Annotated in this window: 18 protein-coding genes and 2 pseudogenes; 9 read left to right on the plus strand and 11 right to left on the minus strand. The window is 45.2% G+C overall.

What is annotated here, in order from left to right:
- Window positions 1-9: 9 nt before the first annotated feature.
- Together pyrE and prmC are read right to left on the minus strand one after the other, a co-directional pair.
- Window positions 10-651 carry an orotate phosphoribosyltransferase gene (gene pyrE, locus CIK98_RS01675; RefSeq protein ID WP_094382552.1) on the minus strand — a complete coding sequence of 214 codons (642 nt, stop codon included), beginning with the start codon at window positions 649-651 and terminating at the stop codon, window positions 10-12.
- Between the two features lie 78 nt (window positions 652-729).
- Window positions 730-1,569 (minus strand): peptide chain release factor N(5)-glutamine methyltransferase, encoded by an 840-nt coding sequence (gene prmC, locus CIK98_RS01680; protein ID WP_094382553.1) that lies wholly within the window; start codon window positions 1,567-1,569, stop codon window positions 730-732.
- Between the two features lie 86 nt (window positions 1,570-1,655).
- Here prmC and CIK98_RS01685 point away from each other — a divergent pair, with 86 nt between their 5' ends.
- The 5 genes and pseudogenes from CIK98_RS01685 to CIK98_RS01700 all read left to right on the plus strand — a co-directional run bounded on the left by CIK98_RS01685 (window position 1,656) and on the right by CIK98_RS01700 (window position 4,385).
- On the plus strand, window positions 1,656-2,261 hold the full coding sequence (locus tag CIK98_RS01685; RefSeq protein ID WP_094382674.1) for an epoxyqueuosine reductase QueH: 606 nt from the start codon (window positions 1,656-1,658) through the stop codon (window positions 2,259-2,261).
- Window positions 2,262-2,505: 244 nt separating this feature from the next.
- Window positions 2,506-2,631 carry a hypothetical protein gene (locus CIK98_RS18865; protein ID WP_256387748.1) on the plus strand — a complete coding sequence of 42 codons (126 nt, stop codon included), beginning with the start codon at window positions 2,506-2,508 and terminating at the stop codon, window positions 2,629-2,631.
- A gap of 81 nt (window positions 2,632-2,712) precedes the next feature.
- Window positions 2,713-2,871, plus strand: a pseudogene (locus CIK98_RS01690) (site-specific integrase); the annotation flags it as partial.
- 158 nt (window positions 2,872-3,029) lie between these two features.
- Window positions 3,030-3,197 (plus strand): annotated as a pseudogene (locus tag CIK98_RS01695) (recombinase family protein); the annotation flags it as partial.
- A 246-nt stretch (window positions 3,198-3,443) separates the two neighbouring features.
- Window positions 3,444-4,385, plus strand: a complete 942-nt coding sequence (locus CIK98_RS01700) for an ORF6N domain-containing protein (protein WP_172409777.1) — start codon at window positions 3,444-3,446, stop codon at window positions 4,383-4,385.
- Window positions 4,386-4,482: 97 nt separating this feature from the next.
- Here CIK98_RS01700 and CIK98_RS18870 read toward each other — a convergent pair whose 3' ends face one another.
- From CIK98_RS18870 to CIK98_RS01740, 9 genes are all read right to left on the minus strand, one after another.
- Window positions 4,483-4,608: a hypothetical protein gene (locus CIK98_RS18870; protein WP_256387749.1), complete on the minus strand. Its 126-nt coding sequence runs from the start codon at window positions 4,606-4,608 to the stop codon at window positions 4,483-4,485.
- A 310-nt stretch (window positions 4,609-4,918) separates the two neighbouring features.
- Entirely contained in the window at window positions 4,919-5,488 is a 570-nt protein-coding gene (locus CIK98_RS01705) for an ORF6N domain-containing protein (RefSeq protein WP_094382554.1), read from the minus strand.
- Window positions 5,489-5,994: 506 nt separating this feature from the next.
- Window positions 5,995-6,273 carry a type II toxin-antitoxin system YafQ family toxin gene (locus tag CIK98_RS01710; RefSeq protein WP_094382555.1) on the minus strand — a complete coding sequence of 93 codons (279 nt, stop codon included), beginning with the start codon at window positions 6,271-6,273 and terminating at the stop codon, window positions 5,995-5,997.
- On the minus strand, window positions 6,270-6,479 hold the full coding sequence (locus CIK98_RS01715; protein WP_094382556.1) for a hypothetical protein: 210 nt from the start codon (window positions 6,477-6,479) through the stop codon (window positions 6,270-6,272). The genes CIK98_RS01710 and CIK98_RS01715 overlap by 4 nt, the downstream gene beginning before the upstream one ends.
- 231 nt (window positions 6,480-6,710) lie before the next feature.
- Window positions 6,711-7,049 (minus strand): nucleotidyltransferase domain-containing protein, encoded by a 339-nt coding sequence (locus CIK98_RS01720; RefSeq protein ID WP_094378713.1) that lies wholly within the window; start codon window positions 7,047-7,049, stop codon window positions 6,711-6,713.
- Between the two features lie 159 nt (window positions 7,050-7,208).
- Window positions 7,209-8,609, minus strand: coding sequence for a DUF5115 domain-containing protein (locus CIK98_RS01725; RefSeq protein ID WP_094382557.1), 1,401 nt, complete (start codon window positions 8,607-8,609; stop codon window positions 7,209-7,211).
- A gap of 23 nt (window positions 8,610-8,632) precedes the next feature.
- Window positions 8,633-9,814, minus strand: a complete 1,182-nt coding sequence (locus CIK98_RS01730; RefSeq protein WP_094382558.1) for a SusE domain-containing protein — start codon at window positions 9,812-9,814, stop codon at window positions 8,633-8,635.
- 20 nt (window positions 9,815-9,834) lie between these two features.
- Window positions 9,835-11,457, minus strand: coding sequence for a RagB/SusD family nutrient uptake outer membrane protein (locus CIK98_RS01735; protein WP_253249608.1), 1,623 nt, complete (start codon window positions 11,455-11,457; stop codon window positions 9,835-9,837).
- Window positions 11,458-11,489: 32 nt separating this feature from the next.
- Window positions 11,490-14,585, minus strand: coding sequence for a TonB-dependent receptor (locus CIK98_RS01740; RefSeq protein WP_094382560.1), 3,096 nt, complete (start codon window positions 14,583-14,585; stop codon window positions 11,490-11,492).
- Between the two features lie 257 nt (window positions 14,586-14,842).
- On the opposite strand from CIK98_RS01740, the gene CIK98_RS01745 reads away from it, so the two are divergent.
- The 4 genes from CIK98_RS01745 (at window position 14,843) to CIK98_RS01760 (ending at window position 22,400) form a co-directional block, all read left to right on the plus strand.
- Entirely contained in the window at window positions 14,843-15,877 is a 1,035-nt protein-coding gene (locus CIK98_RS01745; protein WP_094382561.1) for a LacI family DNA-binding transcriptional regulator, read from the plus strand.
- A gap of 71 nt (window positions 15,878-15,948) precedes the next feature.
- Window positions 15,949-17,265, plus strand: a complete 1,317-nt coding sequence (locus tag CIK98_RS01750) for an SLC45 family MFS transporter (RefSeq protein ID WP_094382562.1) — start codon at window positions 15,949-15,951, stop codon at window positions 17,263-17,265.
- Window positions 17,266-17,371: 106 nt separating this feature from the next.
- Window positions 17,372-20,128, plus strand: a complete 2,757-nt coding sequence (locus CIK98_RS01755; RefSeq protein WP_094382563.1) for a 4-alpha-glucanotransferase — start codon at window positions 17,372-17,374, stop codon at window positions 20,126-20,128.
- Window positions 20,129-20,267: 139 nt separating this feature from the next.
- A complete protein-coding gene (locus CIK98_RS01760) occupies window positions 20,268-22,400 on the plus strand; it encodes a glycoside hydrolase family 97 protein (protein WP_094382676.1) in 2,133 nt (710 codons plus the stop codon).
- The last annotated feature ends 130 nt before the right edge of the window (window positions 22,401-22,530 follow it).

Here is a 22,530-nt window from a genome sequence, read left to right on the forward strand (position 1 = left end):
TCAACTTAATTATTTACTCTCCTGCTTCCAAGTGCTTGGTGACTTTCTCCATTCAGCCAGTACCGCGAGGTCTTCCTCTTTGATGTATCCGGTCTTGGCTGCGATGGCGGTAGTATGCTCGTAGTCTGACAGGGTGACGAGCTTCAAGTTTGCTGCTTTAAAAGCCTCTTCGGCAACTGGGAAGCCGTAGGTGTATGAAGCCACCATTCCAACGACCTCGAAACCTGCCTTGCGAAGAGCATCGACAGCTTTTAGCGACGAGCCACCTGTGGAAATAAGGTCTTCCACCACTACCACCTTTGCGCCTTCAGGTATTGTGCCTTCTATTTGGTTGCCCATGCCATGGTCTTTCGGCTTTGGACGTACGTAACAGTAGGGCAGTAGCAGTTCGTCTGCCACCAGTGCTCCCTGTGCAATGGCACCTGTAGCCACTCCAGCCACAGCGTTAGCCTCTGGGAACTCTTCGTGGATGAGGTGAACTAATTCTTGTTTTACAAACGAACGCAACTCCGGATAAGCAAGCGTTTTGCGATTGTCGGTGTATATTGGTGATTTCCATCCTGATGCCCATGTGAAAGGGTCGTTGGGTTGAAGCTTTATGGCCTTGACTTCAAGGAGCTTCTGTGCGAATAAATGCTTTATTGATTCCATATTATTAGTGTTATTATATTCTTCGTTTGCAAAAGTAACAAGAAAAATTGGAATTGCGAAGAAAAAGGTGCTTTTTTTTCATTCTTTCCATATTTTCATCATTCTTGTCTTACCATATTGGTCCTCTCTTGTTTCGTGGTTAATGAATCCTTCCTCTTCTGCCATGGCTTCCATTTCCTTGGCATATAATGGGTTGATTTCAAAAAACAGTCTTCCGCCCTTGTTGAGAGATGAGGATGCGTATCGTGTTATTGCCCTATAGAACAATAAAGGGTCGGAGTCGGGAACAAACAGTGCTATGCTTGGTTCATGGTCAAGCACGTTTGACTCCATGTGTGCCTTTTCCTTTTCGCAGATATAAGGCGGATTGCTCACTATCACGTCCCATCGTCTCTCGTCGTCGTTAGTTTCAAACACGTTTTTTCGTTCCACTATGACATTGGCTTTTAAAGCCTCAGCATTAGCTTTTGCCGTCATTAATGCCTCTTCGGCAATGTCCCATGCCGTCACCTTCGCCTTCGTTTCCAATGCAAGTGTGATGGCTATGCAACCGCTTCCTGTGCCAATGTCAAGTATGGTGCCGGCCGTTTTGCAGTCTTCTGCAACCCATTGGCAAAGTTCTTCGGTTTCAGGTCGAGGTATGAGCACTCCTTTGTTCACCTTGAAATATCGGTTGGCAAAAAGAGCCTTGCCCACGGCATACTGCACAGGCGCTCCCTGTTTTATTAGTATAAAGGCACGTTCAAATTCTTCTGAAACATATATCTGTTTTCCCCCATAGATGTCAGCGAGAGTGAAACCGAGTACATCCTCAAGTAAGATACGTGCAATAGCGCGCGCCTCCCTTTCATCGAAAGCCCTTTTCCCATGGCTGTCTATCACCCCTGCAATCTCCCGGCAAATGTCTTGATAAGTCATGCTTCCTCAATTTTTTGTGCAAAAGTACAACAAAAAGTGCGATATTCCAAATTATTATATTACTTTTGCAGGAAAAAGATATGATGATGGAGAATAAATGTGTAAAGAAGAAACAGCGCAAAGAAGCTATCGAATTGCCCGACGACTGTCGTGAAGTGTTGCTTCACGCCTGTTGTGCGCCATGTTCGTCGGCCATTGTTGAGTGGTTGATGCAACACGACGTGCGTCCCACAATATTCTATTTTAACCCCAACATATTTCCCCTTGAAGAATATGAGACGAGGAAAAACGAGAGCAAGCGTCATGCTGAGAGTCTCGGCATCAGATGGATAGATGCCGACTACGACCACCAGCGCTGGCTCGACTTTGTTCGCGGTCACGAAGAAGCTCCCGAGCGTGGAAGCCGTTGTCAGCTCTGTTTCCGTCTTCGGCTTTTTGAAACCGCAAAAGAAGCCCAACGCCTTGGCATAAGATATTTCGCCACCACTCTTGCCTCTTCCCGATGGAAAAGTCTTGAGCAGATTACCATTGCCGGCGAATCTGCTGCCACTGCCGTTTCTACACCATCATCTCAAGTGGTGTTCTGGGCTCAGAACTGGCGAAAGGGTGGTTTGCAGGAGCGCCGTAACCAGCTTCTTCGTGAATATGGTTTCTACAATCAGCTATATTGTGGTTGCGAGTTTTCGAAATGATTGATAACTATTAATTGGTCATCCTTATTGTATCAAAAAGACTATAAGTAGCCACCAGTAACCACCAATTATCCCAAGCGGGTCTAACCATCGGAAATGAAAGGATAGTAAGGTGATGTAATATGATTGTTTACCCACTTTTGTCTCGTTTTGTCCCTCGTTGTATTATCTTTGTATCGCAAGTTAAATGCTTGATAATCAGTGATAAAAGAATATATTAACATCAGAAAAGAAAGGAAATAAAATGGGACGAAAGAAGAAGGAAATCCGTTTGAAGGAGCCTGTGCGCATCCGAGAAAAGAAGATAGCAGGTGGCAACATCAGCCTCTATCTTGACATTTACCAGAAGGGATTGAGAAAGAAACGTTGAAACTCTATCGTAGAAGTGGTTCTGAAAGAATGGATGGAGGCAGCAGGTATAACCAAGCATTAAACCTACCATTGCTCACGGCATACGACAGCATCGTTGGCTATCTCAGCAGGAGCAGACATATCAGCAGTGAAGGTTGTTTTGGGTCATGGAAGCATCACTTCAACCGAAGTTTATGCAAAAGTGGCTCTTGAAAAGAAGATAGAGGCGGTCAATCTGTTTAATGGCGTGTTTGATTGAGACATACAGCAGAGTGCGAACAACGGAGAAGTCATACTTCTTCCCTTTTGTTGGTAAATTGCCGTCAGGCTGTATTCAAAAAACGCTTGTGTTCAAATAAATCTGCAAGACTTATCCTGACACAGGCATTTTCATGTTCAATTTAATCTTTGATATAGATGACAACAGGGGTAATATACGCTCGTGTCTCCAGTATTGGTGACAGACAGAGCACGGAAAGACAGGTCAAGGACTTGTCGGAGTATGCAAAATATAAGGGTATCGAAGTCTGCAAGGTCTTTGAGGAAAACATCTCTGGCGCAAAGAAGAAAGATGAGCGTCCAGTGTTCTCCGCAAGGGATATTCCATTCGGGATGTGGCAAAGTTGAGTGGTAAAGGGGTAAGTACCGTACAACGAGTGAAGCGATTACTAAAAGTACAATCAACGCAATAATATTATTGATTTTACGTTCTTTTCAAAGAAAGGGTTTGTGCAATAGTGGCTTAAAGGCTAAAAGCACTACCTTTGAATGCTGTTAAATATGGTAATGTTCAAAGTCACAATTTGTGATTTTAGAAAAATGAATATAAATATGACAGATAAAATAGAAAAAAAGGAGAGCAGCGAACTGACCACAGAAAGTGACCAGTTGGTTGGTGTTGACAATATAGAGCCTCTAATAAAAATCATTAGAGGACAACAAGTTATGCTTGACCGTGACCTTGCCACACTTTATGGCGTTGAAACAAAGCGTCTTAATGAGCAAGTAAAACGTAATATTAAACGATTTCCAGAAGATTTCATGTTTCAATTGACCAAGGACGAATGTTTAAGGTCGCAAATTGCGACCTTAAACGAAGGACGCGGACAACATTTGAAATACATGCCTTACGTATTTACTGAAAACGGAGTAGCTATGCTTAGTAGTGTTTTACGTTCTGACACTGCGATTGAGGTGAATATTCGAATAATGCGAGCTTTCACTTCAATGCGTCACTTTCTACAGAACAATGCCGAAGTGTTTCAGCGTCTCTCGACAATGGAATACCATCAATTGGAAATGCAACAACACTTGCAAGAATCCGACAAGCGTATAGAAGAAGTGTTTCGCAGATTGGACGAGGGCAACGCAAAGCCGAAGCAGGGTGTGTTCTACAATGGGCAAGTTTATGATGCCTATACTTTCGTGTCCGACTTGATTAAGAGTGCAAAGAAACGTATTGTCCTTATCGACAACTATGTTGACGAGACTGTACTGACATTGCTCGATAAAAGAGATAATAACGTGTCTGCAATCATCTACACTCAGCAGATAAGCCGTCAGTTCCAACTCGACATAGACCGTCATAATGCTCAATATGCACCGATTGATGTTGAAACATTCCGTTTATCACATGACCGCTTCCTTTGTATAGACGATGATGTGTATCATATAGGAGCATCCATTAAGGACTTGGGCAAGAAGTGGTTTGGCTTCTCAAAGATGGAGATACTTACACCAGACGAATTGGTAGAACGAATCAATAGAGGATAATACTTACGAAAATTTCAAGAAAAAGAACTTAATACATAAATATAAAGTAAGCAATTTGGATAAAGAGGCATAAGTAATCACATGCCCCACTGTCACCTTACGACAGTAGGCTTTCATAACTATGACAGTCGGCTGTCATAACTGTGACAGTCTTGTCGGAGACGTTTGGCTTGTTGCCATAAGACATCTCGTTTCGTTCTGTACAAGCCTGCTCCGCAAACACCCTACACCCTACATCTTTTCGTAATAGTATGTTGATAATCAGATGGTTAATAAATGTAGGGTACCTCTTAACCCTACATTAACCCTACATCATCCCTACATTATTTTTTTTCATTGTCTCGGCAATCGTCTCCACGATGACCGTTTTTTTCATTTCGATAGCTCGATCGATTTAATGGCGTTTCAATTTGTGTAGGGTGAATGTAGGGTGAATGTAGGGTTGAGACATACCCTACATTCTGTAATTATCTGAACTATAGGTGTTTAACCCTAAATAATGTAGAGTGTAGGGTTGTAGCGACATCCATCCTCTATTTATTATTTCTAATACCGAAACCTATTATAGGCTTTGGCTTGTTACGTTTCCTTTCTGACTGAAGCAAAGCGAAAGCTTGGTCGAGATTATCAAGATGAATACGAGTCATTTCATTTATATCGTTCTGATCTTTCAGGATGTCTTCAATGTCCAGTTTCAGTTCCTCAAAATCCTTGCGCAGTTGAGCAACATCGTCGTTGGTCTTAGGAAGTGAAGTTGCAATCCTGCGGAACTCGGTGAAGGCACGCATAATGCCACGGTTTATTTCTATTGCAGTTTCTGACTTTAATACACTACTTAACATTGCAACTCCCATTTCTGTAAATGCGAATGGCATATAACGACTACCGCCCCAACTTGAGGTGCCAAAATTGCACCTCAAAAACTCGTCACGAGTTAACTCAAACATAAAATCATCACCTTCAAATCTTTTTATGTTTCTCCTTACAGAGCGTTTTAGTTGTTTTGTCTCCACACCATACATTCTAGCGAGGTCAAAGTCGAGCATAACCTTCTGACCTCTTATCTCATATATCAAGCTGCTTATGTTAATCAAATCATTCATGACCGCAAAGATACGAAGAAATATCGAAACCTCCAAACATTTCTGAGGATTATTAACGAAAAAAGGTGGCGACAGCATTGCCGTCGCCACCCATATAAATGATGAGTATTTAATTATGATGTATCATCTTAATGAAATCTCACGGCTTATCTCCTAACACATTTGATACAACTTTGAATTCCTTCAAAAGGTGTTTTTACTACTATATATGGTGCAAATTCGTTAATTCTGGATAATGAAAGCTCGTTCATAATTTAGGCTTTTCCATAAAGTGCATATATATCAGTATCCGCATTAGCCTTAAATCGCTCTTCCATTTCTTTCTTATGATCAAGAAGTTGTTTTCACTTCTTTATCCATTCTTCTTTTGATAAACTCTTCATAGTCATAACTCAAATTTGAAAACCACTAAATTCACGTCGCAAAGATACGAAGAAAAAATGAAACCTCCAAACATTTCGGGGGATTATTAACGAAAAAAGGTGGCGACATTGCTGCCGCCACCTTTAAAATAAATCGGAATGACTTCCCGTTCTAATTAATGAAAGGAAGCTTACGCAATCTTCATCTTCTTTGCTATAAATGAGAAGCCAATCTGGCTGGATATGACATTCTCTTGTCCCAGAGAACTCTCCTGTTAACGCATGGTCTCTATATGAGCCGGGAAGTTCTTCATCATTAGCCAATTTAAGGATTACTTCATTCAGCTTATCCTCAGGCAAATGACGTTTTCTTGCCAACTTTAAGTCTTTCTTATACTGCCCAGTGACAATAATTGTTCTCATTCTGAAACAGCTTTAAGATAATCCTCAAATGTATCGCATACTGTAACATTACGTTTTTCCTTGGCATCTTTTATTGCTTTCAACGTTTTCTTTTTTTTGTTAGACTCATAAGCCTCAACTTTAAATACACCAAGAGAGAGCAAAAAATCTATTGTCTTTTTTGCTAATTTGTTCTTTTCATTGTATGTTAATGATATTGTAGTCATAAGCCTATAATAATTGTAACTAAACTGATTTCACGCCGCAAATATACGAAGAAATATCGAAACCTCCAAACATTTCGGGGGATTATTCACGAAAAAAGGTGGCGACATTGCTGCCGCCACCGCTATTGATTTCATTTTTGAGTTATCAATTTCTCCATTTCAGAAATAAATTTTTCTGCGGTATCTAAATATGGTTCAAATATTTCAATATCGACTTTTTATCTTCTGACTTTAGCATATTACAATGCCCTCATTTTGAATATTCTCATAAAAGTTATCTCCCTTTCTTTTCTCCCAATCTCGTTTTGTATATAAGATAGGATGAATCATTGAATTGGTTTTCCAACCAAGTTCCCAAAATGGATAAGTATATTTGTCATGGTCTAAAATATCTGCTTTTTCCTTATCCAATAAGATAAGCAGATCCCAATCAGAATCTTCTTTATTGTCTCCACGGGCTCTTGACCCAAACAAGATCACGTTTGAGTTTTGGGGCATGATAGTCTTTGCAGTGTCATATATTGCATCCACTACATTGCCTGATAAACTATGGTTTGAAAGCAATGTCATATTCACAATTTTATATTTCACGCCGCAAATATACAAAGAAATATCGAAACCTCCAAACATTTCGGGGGATTATTCACTAAAATAAAGGGAGGCGACAGCATTGCCGTCGCCACCCTCGATTAAATGAAGAGTATTTAATTTTGATAAAGGGGACTCATCTTACTTGAACTCACATGTTCCATTTGCAAAGTTGATATATGCTTTCTGACCTGCAGAAACGTTGACGCGAGCCTGATCGCCACCACGACCTCGAAATTCGAGTTTGCCATCGAAAGCAACGAACTCTGTCATCCACCAATCGAAGCCCTCAAACTTCACACACATACGCACTTCGCCATCGCTGCCAAATGCGGGAGAAACGAACTCACCGTTCTCATCAGCAGGAATAGAGAAGAGGTTGCTTGAATTAACTGACCAGTCATTAACAGGAGCAACAGAGCCAATCAAATAAACCTCAGGCTTATAGACATTGACCTTACGCTCATCGCCATTTACAATGTGGAGAAGATACCATCCAGCCTTGCCAGCTACAAGGTTTGTAGCGTCAACAGTGATGCTTGCTCCAGCAACATCATTTACTGCAGCCTGACTACCAAAGTCACCGCCCCAGTCAGCCTGTGGAGCAAACTTGAACTGCTCACCCTCGTGGAGATATATGATAGTCCAATAGTCAACGTCAGAGCCGTAGCATGGAGTCATTGGCAACCATGTAGCACCCCAGCCGTAGTTACTGCCGGTCATATAGAGTTCCAATGGCTGCTTTGTTATGCTATAGGTACCAGCCATCATATCTATCGTCATGATATATTTTCCTGGCTCCTCAATCTTTCCTGCCTGAGCGTTTTCAGTTACTAAGAAGCCAGACATTGAAGCATCACCGTCAACAGCAACACCAACAACTCCTGGATTTGCCCAAAACTCACCATTATCAATATTCTTTTGAGGAATAATCTTCCAATATTGATTGGCTTCAGTTGTAGTGAATTTGATTGTGAATACAGGATCGTCATAGATATTCACATCGCTATGACTAAACTTCAACATGCTTGCCTCGTCCCATCCACAGAAGTCACCTACGAGATAATAGTTCTGTGAAATGTCGGGTGTGATGAGAGTAACCTTTACATCAACAAAGTTTGAGTGTGCATAGAATGATTCGCCGTCTTTTGACAAATAAATGGTGGAAGCAGCCTTAAGAGTCCTCTCTACCGGAGCCTTTCCATAGATTGACTCTACCAAAGATACAAGATCTGCGGTAGCTATTGAACCGTTGGCATCAGAAGGCAATACGTCAACCTCCTCCTCTGTAGCTCCCACTTCCAGTTCATAGCCTGTAACAGTGAATCCTTCAGGTGCTTCAAAAGTTGTAGAGAACAGGTTGATTGTTTCTCCAGTTACATTATTCATGTCGATTGTCGCACCATTGGAAGCTGTGAGGGACACGTTTTGTGCCTCCTCTGCATCGTAGCCCTGCGGAGCTGCCCAGTCGTCGTAGTCGCCCTTGCAACTGCTCATGAGAGCAGTCGCAAGAACCATACCATATATTAATGACTTTTTCATATAATTCTAATTTTTGAAAATTATTACTTGTTAAAGAAGTGATAGTAACCAGTGATATCGTTGAAGATTACTCTGTAGTCACCTGCACCAACCGGAATGTTTGGTCCGTTGCCAACACCCCAACCGTATGGGAATGTGCTGTTACCCCAGTTAGGATTCCAAGAACTGTCAACGAGGAACTTGAGTTCTGTACCGTCTGTTGTACTGATGTCGTACATCCAAACGTGTGGACGAGCTCCTGCATAGGTGTCGCATGGAGTCATTTGAGTGTCTGTTGCCCAACCGTTGAAACCACCGGAAACCAACATCTGTGAATATTCCTTCGGTTCTTCTTCAAGAGCAGTAAACTTCAGCTCGTTGGTGTTGGTGTTGAGGTCGATGCGATAGTAACCGGCTACAGGAACCTTAAAGTCGCCACCTTCGCCAGAGTCGTCCTTCTTCTTAGGATTGTCGATGCTTCCATCGACACCACCCCACTGGTCAGCCCATTCGCCAGGAACGCGGACAATCTTGAAGCCAAGGTCTGGTGTGAAGTAGCCTGTGAAGGTAAGAGGTCCACGGCCTGTCTTGTCGTTAAAGTCACCGCCTTCAACAGGAGACATAGGATAAACGGCAGTACCAATTGCAGAGCCCCAAGAGCCATCGCCGACACAAGCTCCAATAAGATACCACAATTCTGGATCAGCAGCAACAAGCACTGCAAAGAAAGGCTTTACGGTTGTCTGAATGGTGTTGGAATAGCATGTCAAGCCTGAAGCCAACTTAGCCCTGAGTCTTATGTAAAGAGGTGTGGTCTCTGGCATTTCCTCCTCAGCGGCATAGCCTCCCATCTGCATGATGGCTTTGTTGATATCCTTGGCGTTAGCCTTCAACTTTGCAGAAGTGGAATAGTTCTCCAATTCCATCATCTTCGGGTTTCCAACAACCTTGCCTTCTTCATCGAGTTCGTTCTCCCAAACGTCAGTAAGCGAAATCTGCATATAATATGTGACTGCTGCAGTATAGCCGTAGTCAGGCTGCTTGCATGTGAACACGAGAGAATCAGAGTTCTCAAGGTCGTAAATGTTGCCGGCAAGGGCTGGCGCATTGAGGACGAAACTTTCGGGAGTGTTCAATGTTGGATTTGAGTCCCTGTCATCCTCACACGATGTCAGTCCGAAGAAAGCGACACCGGCAAACAATGAAGCTAAAATATATTTTTTCATGTTTATTGTCCTTTATTAAATTAGTTATAACCTTCGTTCTGTTTGATGTTAGGATTGTTTGAAATCTCGTTAACAGGTAGAGGGAAAATGTTCATGAATGCAGGGAACTGGCTTCCTTCATAGACGCCTCCCATCCATTCCCATTTGTAGTTAGACTGGCCTCCAAACTTGCCGAAGCGAACCAAATCCATGCGGCGACGGCCTTCAAACCAGAACTCACGGCTCCACTCATCGCAGACATCGTCGAGAGTGTATGTGCTCTTTGGAGTAGCATGAGCACGACTGCGGATAAGGTCGAGCTTTTCCTTGGCATCGGAGTTGCCTGCAACGCCATTTTTGCGGATTGAAGCCTCAGCGTATGTCAGATAAGCCTCAGCGATACGCATGATAGGAAGATCTGCATTTACGAACTCAATCACATCGTTGTTTGAGCCGTCGGAGTTTACATTACGGAACTTCACACAGTTATAGCCTATGGCCTCATCGGTACCCTCGTCGGTTATTGCTGGCTTGATACCCTTGTTGTAGAACAGGGCACGGTCGTCACCGGCTGCTGTTATGAATTCTGCCAAGGTGTTATACTCTGCCGGTGTTTCTTTGAAGAACTTCTCGACAAGGTTCTTACGTATGCGCAAGCACTTTCCCCAACTATTGTTTGATCCAGAGGGAGCGTAGGTGTCGGTAAGATAGTCTGTCTTATTGGAATAAGAAGCTTGGATAAGGAAGTTCATACCACCGTAACTCTGCGTCTTGACACCATCTGACAATCCAACAAGAATGTTCTCATACTGAGCTCCATTTCTGTCGTTGTCGGCGAGGAAGAGCATCTGGTAAGGAGTATATACTTCGCCAGAAGTAGGATTGACAGCACTCTTGTCGTTCAGCTTATAGTAGCCATTCTTAATTACCTTGTCAGCATAAGCTATTGCGTCGTCCCAACGTGCCTTGCCGGTATATACCTCTGAATTAAGATAGATTCTTGCCAACAAGTTCCATGCAGCCACGCGATCGGCACGGCCGTATGTTGCCTGACCGGGCTGAGCCATATCTTCAGAACACTCGAGCAATTCTTTTTCAATATAGTCAAAGAACTCTGGGCGTGTGTATCTAACAGCATAATCTGCCGATACACTCTCTGTGAATGCCGCATTGCCATAAAGGTCCATGATCTGAGCGTAGTTGTAGGCACGGATGAACCTTACTTCAGCGTTTCTCTGAGCCTGGTCGGCTGCATTGCCTTCCTGCGACAGATAGAAATTACACAGGGTTATTGTGAAATAGAAGCGATAATAGAGGGCGGCGGAGAAAATACAGCTCTCACCCCATGAGTTGTGGAGAAGCTCAGGCAGTCCGGCGTCAGTGGACCAAACCCAGTGTGCCTCATCGGCAGTAAACTCGTTCAGGTAGAACGCCATGCGGAACAAGTCGGAGCGTCCCTCGTCAACATCGTCCAAGTCGCCATTTCCGCTTGGTCCAGTCTGTCCTGTCAAGCTAAAGCTGGCATATATTTTATTGAAAACGGCATCGTTGTCGAATTCCATTGTTTGCTGCGGGTTGATTGGATCAACATCCAAATCACCAACGCAAGATGTCAGGCCGACTGTCAATGCCAGTGCCGCAGCAGGTATAATTGATTTAAACATTCTTATTTTCATAATACTCATTGTTTAAAGATTTAGAAATTAAGGTTAAGACCAAGAACACCTGTGAATGGACGTGGATAGATGTTGCCATCGTAACCTCCGTTAATTTCCGGGTCAATTCCCTTATATTTTGTAATGGTGAACACATTCTGTGCTGTTGCATAAATACGTCCACTGATAGGCAACTTGAAGAGTTTCTCAAAGCTATATCCAACAGTGATGTTGTCACACTTCAAGAATGATGCGTTCTGGATGAAATAGTCAGAAAGACCATCCTCTGTTGACACATAATTCCATTTCTTTTCCAAAACCATTGTTGGAACATTGTGCCATGACCTACCATTATAGAGGCGCTCTACTTCTACATTTGAGTTGCCGGCATCTACAGCATTGTAAGCATAGTTGCCAAGACTAGCGCGGAGAGAGAAGCTGAAGTCCCATTTCTTATAGATAAGTTTTGAGGTGAAGCCCATAAGCACGTCTGCATCTGCCTTCTTGTAGAAGTAACGGTCGTTGGAGTTGATAATACCGTCGCCATTGCGGTCAACGAATTCTCCCTCTATTGGCAAACCGTTCTGGTCGTAAACCTGCTGATATGTATAGTAAGCAGAAACCGGATGACCTACAGCCCATGCCTGAATACCGTCAGAACCTGAGTCACCTACAGCAAGTCCGCCATGCAGAATCTTATAGTTAGGATCGTCGCTTGCTACGAGCTTGTCAATCTTGTTGTCGTTGTAAGTGAAGTTGTAACCAACCTCCCAACGCCAGTCCTTTGTTACAATAGGACGATAAGTGAGAGAGAACTCAAGACCCTGGTTGTGGAGCTCACCGACGTTGCTTGTAACCTTGTTGCGGAAGTTAGAACCAGCTGCAACAGTTACAGTGTTGATAAGGTCGGTTGTCTTACGATAATAGTAGTCAATGCTTGCAGTGAATCGATCGTTTGCAAAACCCAGATCAAGACCTGCGTTATATGTCGTTGTCTTTTCCCATGTGAGGGCTGCATTGTAAGCGTCAGGACGATATGTCAAGCCATCGCCAACTATTGGATAGTAAGCTCCAATGCCATTGGTTGTATAGGAAGCGAAGTACGAGTAGTCGCCAATGCCTTCCTGCTGACCTGTCTTACCCCAACCGAGACGGAGCTTCATGTCGCTTATTGCCTTTGCATCGCGAAGGAAAGGCTCTTCCTTGATCTTCCATGCCAAAGCTGCAGAAGGGAATACACCCCAGCGCTGATCCTTATGGAAACGTGATGAACCGTCGTCACGGATAGTGAATGTAAAGAGGTAACGATCGAGGAGTGAATAGTTCAGACGACCAAAGAATGAAACGAGATAGTTCTCTGTCTTGTAGAGAGTATTCTCTGAAGGATTATAAATCTCACCTGCGTGTTCAATGCTTGTTGAAGGATATGTACCATAGTAGTAGTAGTCGGTCTCCTTGTTGAAGTGCTGCCACTCATAGCCACCCATCACGTCGATATGATGAATCTCTGCAAAATCCTTCAGATACTGTGCATAGAGGTTGAGCGAAAGGTTGTAAGTGTCCTGTGTATTCCAACCCTGGCTTCCATAGTAGTAGTTGTCATAGTAATAACGGCTATATTCCTTGTTGCTCTTACCAGACTTGAGGTCCATTCCGGCATTCATGTGAATGTGGAGGTCTTCAAAGCCATGAATCTTATAGTCAAGCTCGATATTTCCTGTCAACTCCTTACCCTTACCCTTGTCGGAAGCTTCGTTAAGGTAATGCATTGGGTTTCGTGTGGCAAGTGAGTTTGGAGAGAACCCCCAAGCTGTGTCTCCACGGTCAACAACACTATGATACTGGAAGTAGCCACCGAAGTTCTGCTTATAGAAGTCGTCGTTCATATAAACAGGCTTTGTGGGATCCATTGACACAGCAGATCCAATGGCGCTTGTGCTTGCATAAGAAGTCTTCGAATACATACCCTTGGCGTTGAAATTAACTGCAAGGTGATCGTCGAAGAATGTAGGATTCAAACTTACGCTTGCTGTATAACGCTCATAATCTGAAGTCTTGAGTACACCCTGTTGCTTGGTATAGCCGAGAGATACACGATAAGGAAGATTCTTATAGGCACCGGTAAGTGTTACGTTCTGGTCTGTAGATACTGCTGTACGATAAATCTGGTCCTGCCAGTCGGTGTCGGCAAAAAGATGCTGGGCTCCATCTGCTGGAGTTCCGTCGGCATTGTACTTTGACCAATAACCCATGTTCTTGTAATAGTCGCTTGCCTGCCACTCTTCATCAGTCATGCCACTGTTTGTCTTGATATAGTCCATGAATTCAGCGGCGTTCATTACGTCAACCTTCTTGGCAACTGCACTGACAGAAACGTTGCCATTATAAGAAATGGTTGGCTTCATGTTCTTGCGTCCCTTCTTTGTTGTGATGATTATCACACCGTTAGAAGCACGGCTACCATAGATAGCGGTGGCAGAAGCGTCCTTCAACACAGTGAAGCTTTCGATATCGTTAGGGTTGACAAGGTTGAGGGCATTTGAGGCTCCCTGCATTCCATAGTTATCCATAGCAAGTCCGTCAATCACGATCAGAGGTTCGTTGGATGCGCTGAGTGACGAACCACCGCGAATACGAATGCTCGCACCACCACCAGGCTCACCACCATTGTTTTGAACGTTAACACCAGCTATCTTACCGGTGATCATGTCTTGTGCACTTACCTGTACACCCTTATTCATGTCGTCCGGCTTGATGGCTGTCACCGAACCGGTCAAGTCGTTCTTCTTTGCACGACCGTAACCGATGACCACCACGTTCTCGAGCACCTTGGCGTCGTCCTGAAGAGTTACAACGACATTGGCGGCTGCCTTGACGTTGGCGGGCTGATAACCAATGTAAGTCACATTGAGAGTAGCTCCCTGTGGAGCCTTAATCTGGAAGTTACCGTCGAAATCGGTGACAGTACCTCCTTCTGAACCTGCAACTCGAACGGTTGCACCGATGATCGGTTCGCCTGTGGCGTCCTTTACATGTCCGTTGACTGTAATCTGGGCGTAGGCACCGATTGAAAGAACGAGACCGAACAATACGGCCATCATTCTAAGCGGAATTCTAAATTTTACCTGCTTCATCATACATGTTTTAAAATTGTTATTTCTTAGTTATCTAATGCTGCTTTTTACTTATTTTCGTTGTTTGTACAATTGTTGTTTAAGTTTCACGGTGCAAAATTAGTTTTTTTCGCTCAACGTTCTTCATTTTTTTGACATAAATCACTATATTTGCATGCGCAATCGATTGCACGTTCAAAATATAATAAATAAATAATGTATGGTAACAACGTTACGGATAAATGAATAACTTTGCACCATCAAATAATCGCAACCTAAAAATGAAGGAGTTTACACAGATGACAATGAAGGACATTGCAGCCCATTTCGGTACTTCCGTGGCTACAGTGTCGAGAGCGTTGAAGGACTCGCCAAGAATCAGCGAGCAGCGACGCAAAGAGATACAGGAGTTTGCGCGTGAGCACAATTTCTGTCCTAACACTATTGCCGAGTCGTTGAGAAACAGCAAGGTGATGCAGCCCAAGATTATCGGCGTCATCATTCCGGAGTTTGTTCACTACTATTTCTCTTCTGTGCTTTCGGGCATAGAGGAAAGGGCAAGCCGACAGGGATACCGGGTGATGGTGGCGCAGAGCAACGAGAAGTATGACAGGGAGGTGCAGATTTGCCAGTCGTTTTATGAGAATAAGGTGTGCGGCATCATTGTATCCCAGGCCAAGGACACTTCTGACTATGCTCACTTCATCAGACTGCTCGAAAGTGGAGTGCCTTTGGTGTTCTACGACCGTATTTGCACTGGAGTGGATGCAAGCCGTGTGGTGGTTGATGATTATAAGGGTGCTTACACCGCAGTTGAATATCTTATCGAGACAGGATGCAAGAGAATTGCGTTTTTCGGGTCGCCAATGACGCTTGAGATTTCAAAGAACAGATATAACGGATATAAGGATGCACTTCTAAGGCATGGCTTCACCGTAGAGCAAGATCTCAATCGCTTTTGCGACAACCGTTCAGACGCAGAGGTCGTGGCTCCCGAATTGCTCAGCATGGAGAACCGCCCCGACGCCTTCTTCGCCGTGAATGACGATACTGCCATCGGCATTATGTATGCCGCAAAGAGAATGGGACTGAAGGTGCCTGAGGATGTGAGTGTATGCGGATTCACTAACGGACAGCGTGCCATAGCCTGCGACCCGATGCTTACCACTGTTGAGCAGCGCGGACGAAAAGTAGGCGAGGAGGCAGCTGACATATTAATAAATAAGGTGGAAGGGATGATTCCGAAGGATAAGGTAGAAAGAAGAATAGTAAAAACTCGACTCGTGGTGAGAGGAACGACAAGGGAAAGAATCTAAAAATAAAATATTAACAACGGCAATCTTTTCACCCTCTCAGAAGGGATGATGGAGGCCACAAAAAAACAAATATGAAACAAAAACCGGATTTATCGTTTATGAAGCTGTGGAACATCAGCTTCGGTTTTTTTGGAGTGCAGATAGCCTATGCTCTCCAAAGTGCAAACATTTCCAGAATATTCGCAACGTTGGGCGCTGACCCGCACCAGCTGAGCTATTTCTGGATTCTTCCGCCACTGATGGGCATAATCGTACAGCCTATCATAGGCACATTGAGCGACAAGACTTGGTGCCGCTTCGGACGTCGTATACCTTATTTATTTATAGGAGCGGCAATAGCTGTGCTCGTGATGTGCCTGTTGCCCAACTCGGGCTCCTTTGGCATGGCTGTCAGCACCGCTATGGTGTTTGGTCTCTGTGCACTGATGTTTCTCGATACAAGTATCAATATGGCCATGCAGCCATTTAAGATGTTGGTGGGTGACATGGTGAATGAGAAGCAGAAGGCCCTTGCCTATTCCATTCAGAGCTTCCTCTGCAATGCAGGTTCGCTTGTGGGCTATGTGTTCCCGTTCCTATTCACCATGCTTGGCATCAGCAATCTCGCGCCAAAGGGAGTAGTGCCCGATACGGTAATCTATTCGTTCTATATCGGAGCAGCCATTCTCATACTCTGTGTTATTTATACCACAGTGAAGGTGAAGGAGATGCCGCCTGCAGAGTATGCTGAATATCACGGACTGAAGAAGAATCTCGACGAAGAGAAGGTGAACGTGGTGAAACTCTTGAAAGATGCTCCAAAGGCATTCTGGACTGTGGGTCTTGTGCAGTTCTTCTGCTGGGCGGCATTCATGTATATGTGGACCTATACAAATGGTACCATTGCCGAAACATGCTGGCAAACAACTGACCCGTCTACCTCTGGCTATCAAGCTGCCGGCAACTGGGTTGGTGTGCTCTTCGCCGTTCAGGCCATCGGCAGTGTGATATGGGCTGTGGTGCTGCCAATGATTCCCGACCGCAAGATAGCTTATTTCATAAGTCTTGTGATTGGTGCAATCGGCTTCTGTGCCGTACCGTTTATCAACAACCAGTATGTGCTCTTCGTGCCTTATTTGCTCATCGGTTGCGCTTGGGCAGCCATGCTCGCCATGCCGTTTGCCATCGTCACCAATGCCCTTGAGGGCTATGGCCACATGGGAGTATATCTTGGCTTATTTAACGGCACCATCTGTATACCGCAGATTGTGGCAGCCGCTATAGGAGGAACAATTCTCTCGGCTGTAGGCAGTTATCAGTACAACATGATGATAGTGGCTGGAGTGGCACTCCTGATGGGAGCTATCTGCGTGTTCTTCGTGAAAGACAAGACTTTGGCAAATATGTAGTCTGTGCAATCGTTTGCGCAACATCAAAGTCCCATTTATTATTCATTATGCCCAACCATATCGAAAATATTCGTAACTTTGGGCAGTAAAACTATAAATTAATTCTATGATATTATATTTTAATATGTCGTATCGCACTGTATACGGCGAAGAAATAATACTCAATGTCTTGCCTGCAGACAAAGTGCAGGCAGTTGAGAAGTTCAGAATGTCTACCTTTGACGGAATATCATGGACATGCACTGTAAACAGCATGGCTAAGACCGGCACGGTTTTGGACTACTACTACAGTGTGGTGAAGAATGGTGTAGAGGTGAGACGTGAATGGCTGGTGGAACCTCATAAACTGGTGATGACTTCAATGAAAGGTGTAAGCTACACCATTTACGACCGCTGGATTGACAATCCCGAAGACTCTTATATGTACAGCTCTGCCATGACAGAATGTATAGCGGCAAGAAAACGCCAGGAAGCAAAACCTGTGGAGTTCAGCAAGACTCTGAAACTAAAGGTAAGGGCTCCACAGCTAAGGTCGAAGGATAGACTGGCAATACTTGGCGACATAAAGCAGCTCGGAAACTGGGAGGCCATAAAGGCACTGCCTATGACTGAGCAGCAACCTAACGAGTGGGTGGCCGACATTGACGTAACTAATGTTACGGCAGAAACCATAGAACTGAAATTTGTGGCTCTTGACGAGGAAACAGACTATACGCCGTTATGGGAAAACACCAACAACCGACGCATCACTCTCCCGAAGATGAACAATGGCGACGTGATGGTGTGCGAACTCGATGTGGCTTTCTTCTCCATTTATCCAGTGAAGGTTGCCGGTGCAGTCATTCCAGTCTTCTCGCTAAGGTCGGAAGGCAGTTTCGGCGTGGGCGACTTCGGAGACCTGAAGATGATGGTTGACTGGGTGGCACACACTAAACAACGTGTGCTGCAGATTCTGCCCATCAACGACACAAACATCACCCATACCTGGACCGACTCCTATCCATACAACAGCATAAGCATCTATGCACTCCATCCACAATATGCTGACCTGCGACAGCTCCCGGAACTGAAAGACAAAGCTCGTCGCGAACATTATGCCGCACTGCAGAAAGAACTTAATGCCCTGCCTCAGATAGACTATGAACGAGTGAACAAAGCGAAGATGGAATACCTGCGTGAGATATTCGCACAGGAAGAGGCTACACTCACAAAGAAGGCCGACTTCAAGAGCTTCTTTGCCAATAACAAGGAGTGGCTCGTGCCATACGCAGCTTTCTGCTACTACCGCGACCTTTACGGAACTGCTACGTTTAGCGAATGGCCAGACCATCAAACACTGCCCGACAAGGAACGTGAGGCAATGTCGAAGTCTTCCACCGCATTATATAAGAAGGTGGTGTTCTGGTATTTCGTACAGTATGTGCTCGACAAACAGATGCGTGGCGCACATGAATACGCCCGTTCGAAGCAGGTAATATTAAAGGGAGACATTCCAATCGGAATCAGCCGCGACGGTGTTGAGGCCTGGGTGGAGCCTCGTTACTTCAACCTTAACGGACAGGCTGGAGCTCCGCCAGACGCTTTCTCCGTGAACGGACAGAACTGGGGATTCCCAACTTATAACTGGGATGAGATGATCAGCGATGGGTGTTCTTGGTGGGTGCGTCGCTTCACAAAGATGGCGGAATATTTCGACGCTTACAGAATAGACCATGTGCTTGGATTCTTCCGTATCTGGGAGATTCCTATTGATGCCGTGCACGGACTGCTCGGACAGTTCTCGCCATCACTCGGCTTGACCGTTCAGGAGATTGAAGGCTATGGACTATATTTCAACGAAGACAGATACACTCGTCCGTTCATTACCGACTGGACTCTCGAGCGCATGTTTGGCGAGCGTGCAGCAGAAATAAAGGAAATGTTCCTCGACCGTCTTGACAACGAGCGTTATCAGATGAAACCTGAATACGACACTCAGCGCAAGGTGGAAGCGTGGTATAAGGAAATGAAGAATGAAGAATGTAGAATGAAGAATGATGCGCAGCCAGATTCTTCATTCTTCACTCTTCACTCTTCATTTAATTTAGAAGACCTTCGCGACTCGCTCTATGCAATGATAAGCGACGTTCTCTTCTTACGCGACCGTAAAGACTCGAAGAAGTTCCACCCGCGCATCGGTGTGCAGCACGACTTCATATATGAGTCGCTCCACGATTCAGACAAGTATCTCTTCAACCGACTTTACAACGACTATTTCTATCGTCGCAACAACCAGTTCTGGTATTATGAAGCAATGAAGAAACTGCCTCGCCTCACTGAGGCCACCCGAATGCTTGTTTGTGCTGAGGACCTCGGTATGGTGCCCGACTGTGTGCCATGGGTAATGAACCAGCTGCGCATCCTAAGTTTGGAAATTCAGTCTATGCCAAAGGACGACAAGGTGCGCTTCGGTCATCTCTCACGCAATCCATACCGCTCGGTATGCACCATCTCTACCCACGATATGTCAACACTCCGACAGTGGTGGGACGAGGACTATGCACAGACCCAGGACTACTACAACTCGATGCTTCATCGTGGCGGTGCTGCACCACATCCCCTGCCAGGGTGGCTTGCCAAAGAGATAGTGTCGCGACATCTTACGAGTCCATCGATGCTATGCCTCCTGTCGCTTCAAGACTGGCTGTCTATCGACGAGAAGCTCCGTCTGCCAGACGCTGACGCCGAGCGCATCAACATTCCTGCCAACCCACGTCATTACTGGCGCTATCGCATGCATCTCACCATCGAACAACTCCTCGCCTCTGAAGATTTCAATCAGACTGTTAAGGAGCTGGTGAAGAACAGCGGAAGAGGAAACTAAATTATTTAAACCACAGAGATAAAGAGGAAAAGAGATTTATAGCTTTAGCATTCAAACTCTATAAAATATGGAAGACTCTCAACCTCTTAATCTCTGTGGTTCAAAAAAAGAACAAATAATTAAAAATCAAGAAATATGTATGAAAAAGATTAGTGTTATCCTATTAACTTTGCTGTTGCCGATGATGGCAATGGCACAGAGCGTCAGCTCGCCTGACGGAAACGTAACTGTAAAGTTTTCTCTCGCCGACGGTGGAGTGCCCACCTATGAAATGACTTACAAAAACAAGCCGGTCGTGAAGACCAGCCGACTGGGACTTGAACTCGCCAAAGACAAACATGCCTCAAAGGGCAAGAATGAAACAGACCTCATGGACGGATTCAAGGTGACCAATACCAAGACTTCATCTTTCGACGAAACTTGGACTCCCGTATGGGGCGAATGGTCGCAGATACGCAACAACTACAACGAACTTGAGGTTAGTCTCAACCAGCCTTCTGCCGACCGGAATATCATCATCCGCTTCCGCGTTTACAACGAGGGATTCGGCTTGCGCTATGAGTTCCCTCAACAGAAATCGCTCAACTACTTCCTCATCAAGGAAGAGCATACTCAGTTTGCCATGGCCGGCGACCACACGGCATGGTGGCTTCCAGGCGACTATGACACCCAGGAACAAGAAACTCAGGAGACAAAACTCTCTGAAATAAGAGCCCGATTCAAGAAGGCTGTCAACTGGGACAACTCGTCTGTGTCGGTTTTCTCTGAGACTGGCGTACAGACCGCCCTGCAGATGAAGACTGCTGACGGACTGTATATCAATATACATGAAGCTGCATGCGAGGACTATGCTACCATGCACCTCAACCTCGACGACAAGAATTTTGTCTTCGAGTCATGGCTCACACCTGATGCCACAGGACTGAAGGGCTGCATGCAGACTCCTTGCCATACTCCGTGGCGCACTGTAAAAGTGAGCGACGACGCACGCGACATGCTTTCCACCTCGCTCACCCTAAACCTCAACGAACCATGCAAAATTGAGGATACATCATGGATTCACCCTACAAAATACTGCGGTGTATGGTGGGAGATGATTGTTGGCAAGAGCACATGGGAATATACTAGCGGTCTGCCTTCTGTAAAGCTCGGTGAAACCGACTATACAAAGCTCACTCCCAATGGCCGCCATGGTGCCAACACTGCCCACGTGAAGGAGTATATAGACTTCGCAGCTGCCAACGGTCTTGACCAGGTATTGGTCGAGGGATGGAACATAGGATGGGAAGACTGGGCAAACATGTGGAAGCGCGATGTCTTTGACTTCGTAACTCCTTATCCCGACTTCGACATCAAGTATCTCAATGAGTATGCTCATTCCAAGGGCGTGAAACTGATGATGCACCACGAGACATCGTCGAGCACACAGAACTACGAGCGTCACCTAAAAGATGCGTTCAACCTAATGAACAAGTATGGTTACGACGCAGTGAAGACAGGTTATGTGGGCGACATTATCCCACGAGGCGACCACCATTACTCGCAGTCGATGAACAACCACTATATGTATGTCCTCAAAGAGGCTGCCAAGCACCACATCATGGTGAACGGACATGAGGCCGTGCGTCCTACGGGTCTTTGCCGTACCTACCCCAACCTCGTGGGCAACGAGTCGGCCCGCGGTACAGAGTATGAGGCTTTCGGCGGTAGCCGTCCCGACCACACCGTCATCCTGCCTTTTACCCGTCTGCAGGGTGGACCGATGGACTACACACCCGGCATTCTTGAAACCCAACTCAATACCTGGAGCGACAATCCCAACTACGTCCACACCACTCTTGTCGGTCAGCTTGCCCTGTATCTGACAATGTATTCTCCACTTCAGATGGCTGCCGACCTGCCCGAGAACTACAAGAAGTATGATGATGCCTTCCAGTTCATCCGCGACGTGCCATGCGATTGGAGTGACTCCCGCTATCTCGAGGCCGAGCCCGCCCGCTACATCACCGTGGCCCGCAAGGACAAGAAGAGTGACAATTGGTTTGTTGGAGGGAAGTGCAATGAAGATGGTCACCTCACTATCCTCACCTTAGACTTCCTCGACAAGGGTCGCAAATACGAGGCCACCATCTATGCCGATGCAAAAGATGCCGACTACGAGAAGAACCCCAAGGCTTATACTATCACCAAGAAAACCGTCAAGCAGGGACAGAAGCTCAAGATACAGCAAGCTCGCGGTGGAGGTTTCGCAATTTCACTAAAAGCCCTGTAATTTTTTTTTAAACCACAGAGATTAAGAGAATAAGAGTTCTTCTTTTTTGAGTTGGTCGCAAGCGACAGAGATCACAGAGAAGCCATGCGGCAGACATCATGCGCAGCTCTCTTAATCTCCAATGCCATCG

The sequence above is a fragment of the Prevotella sp. P2-180 genome, from assembly GCF_002251435.1.
GTDB lineage: Bacteria > Bacteroidota > Bacteroidia > Bacteroidales > Bacteroidaceae > Prevotella.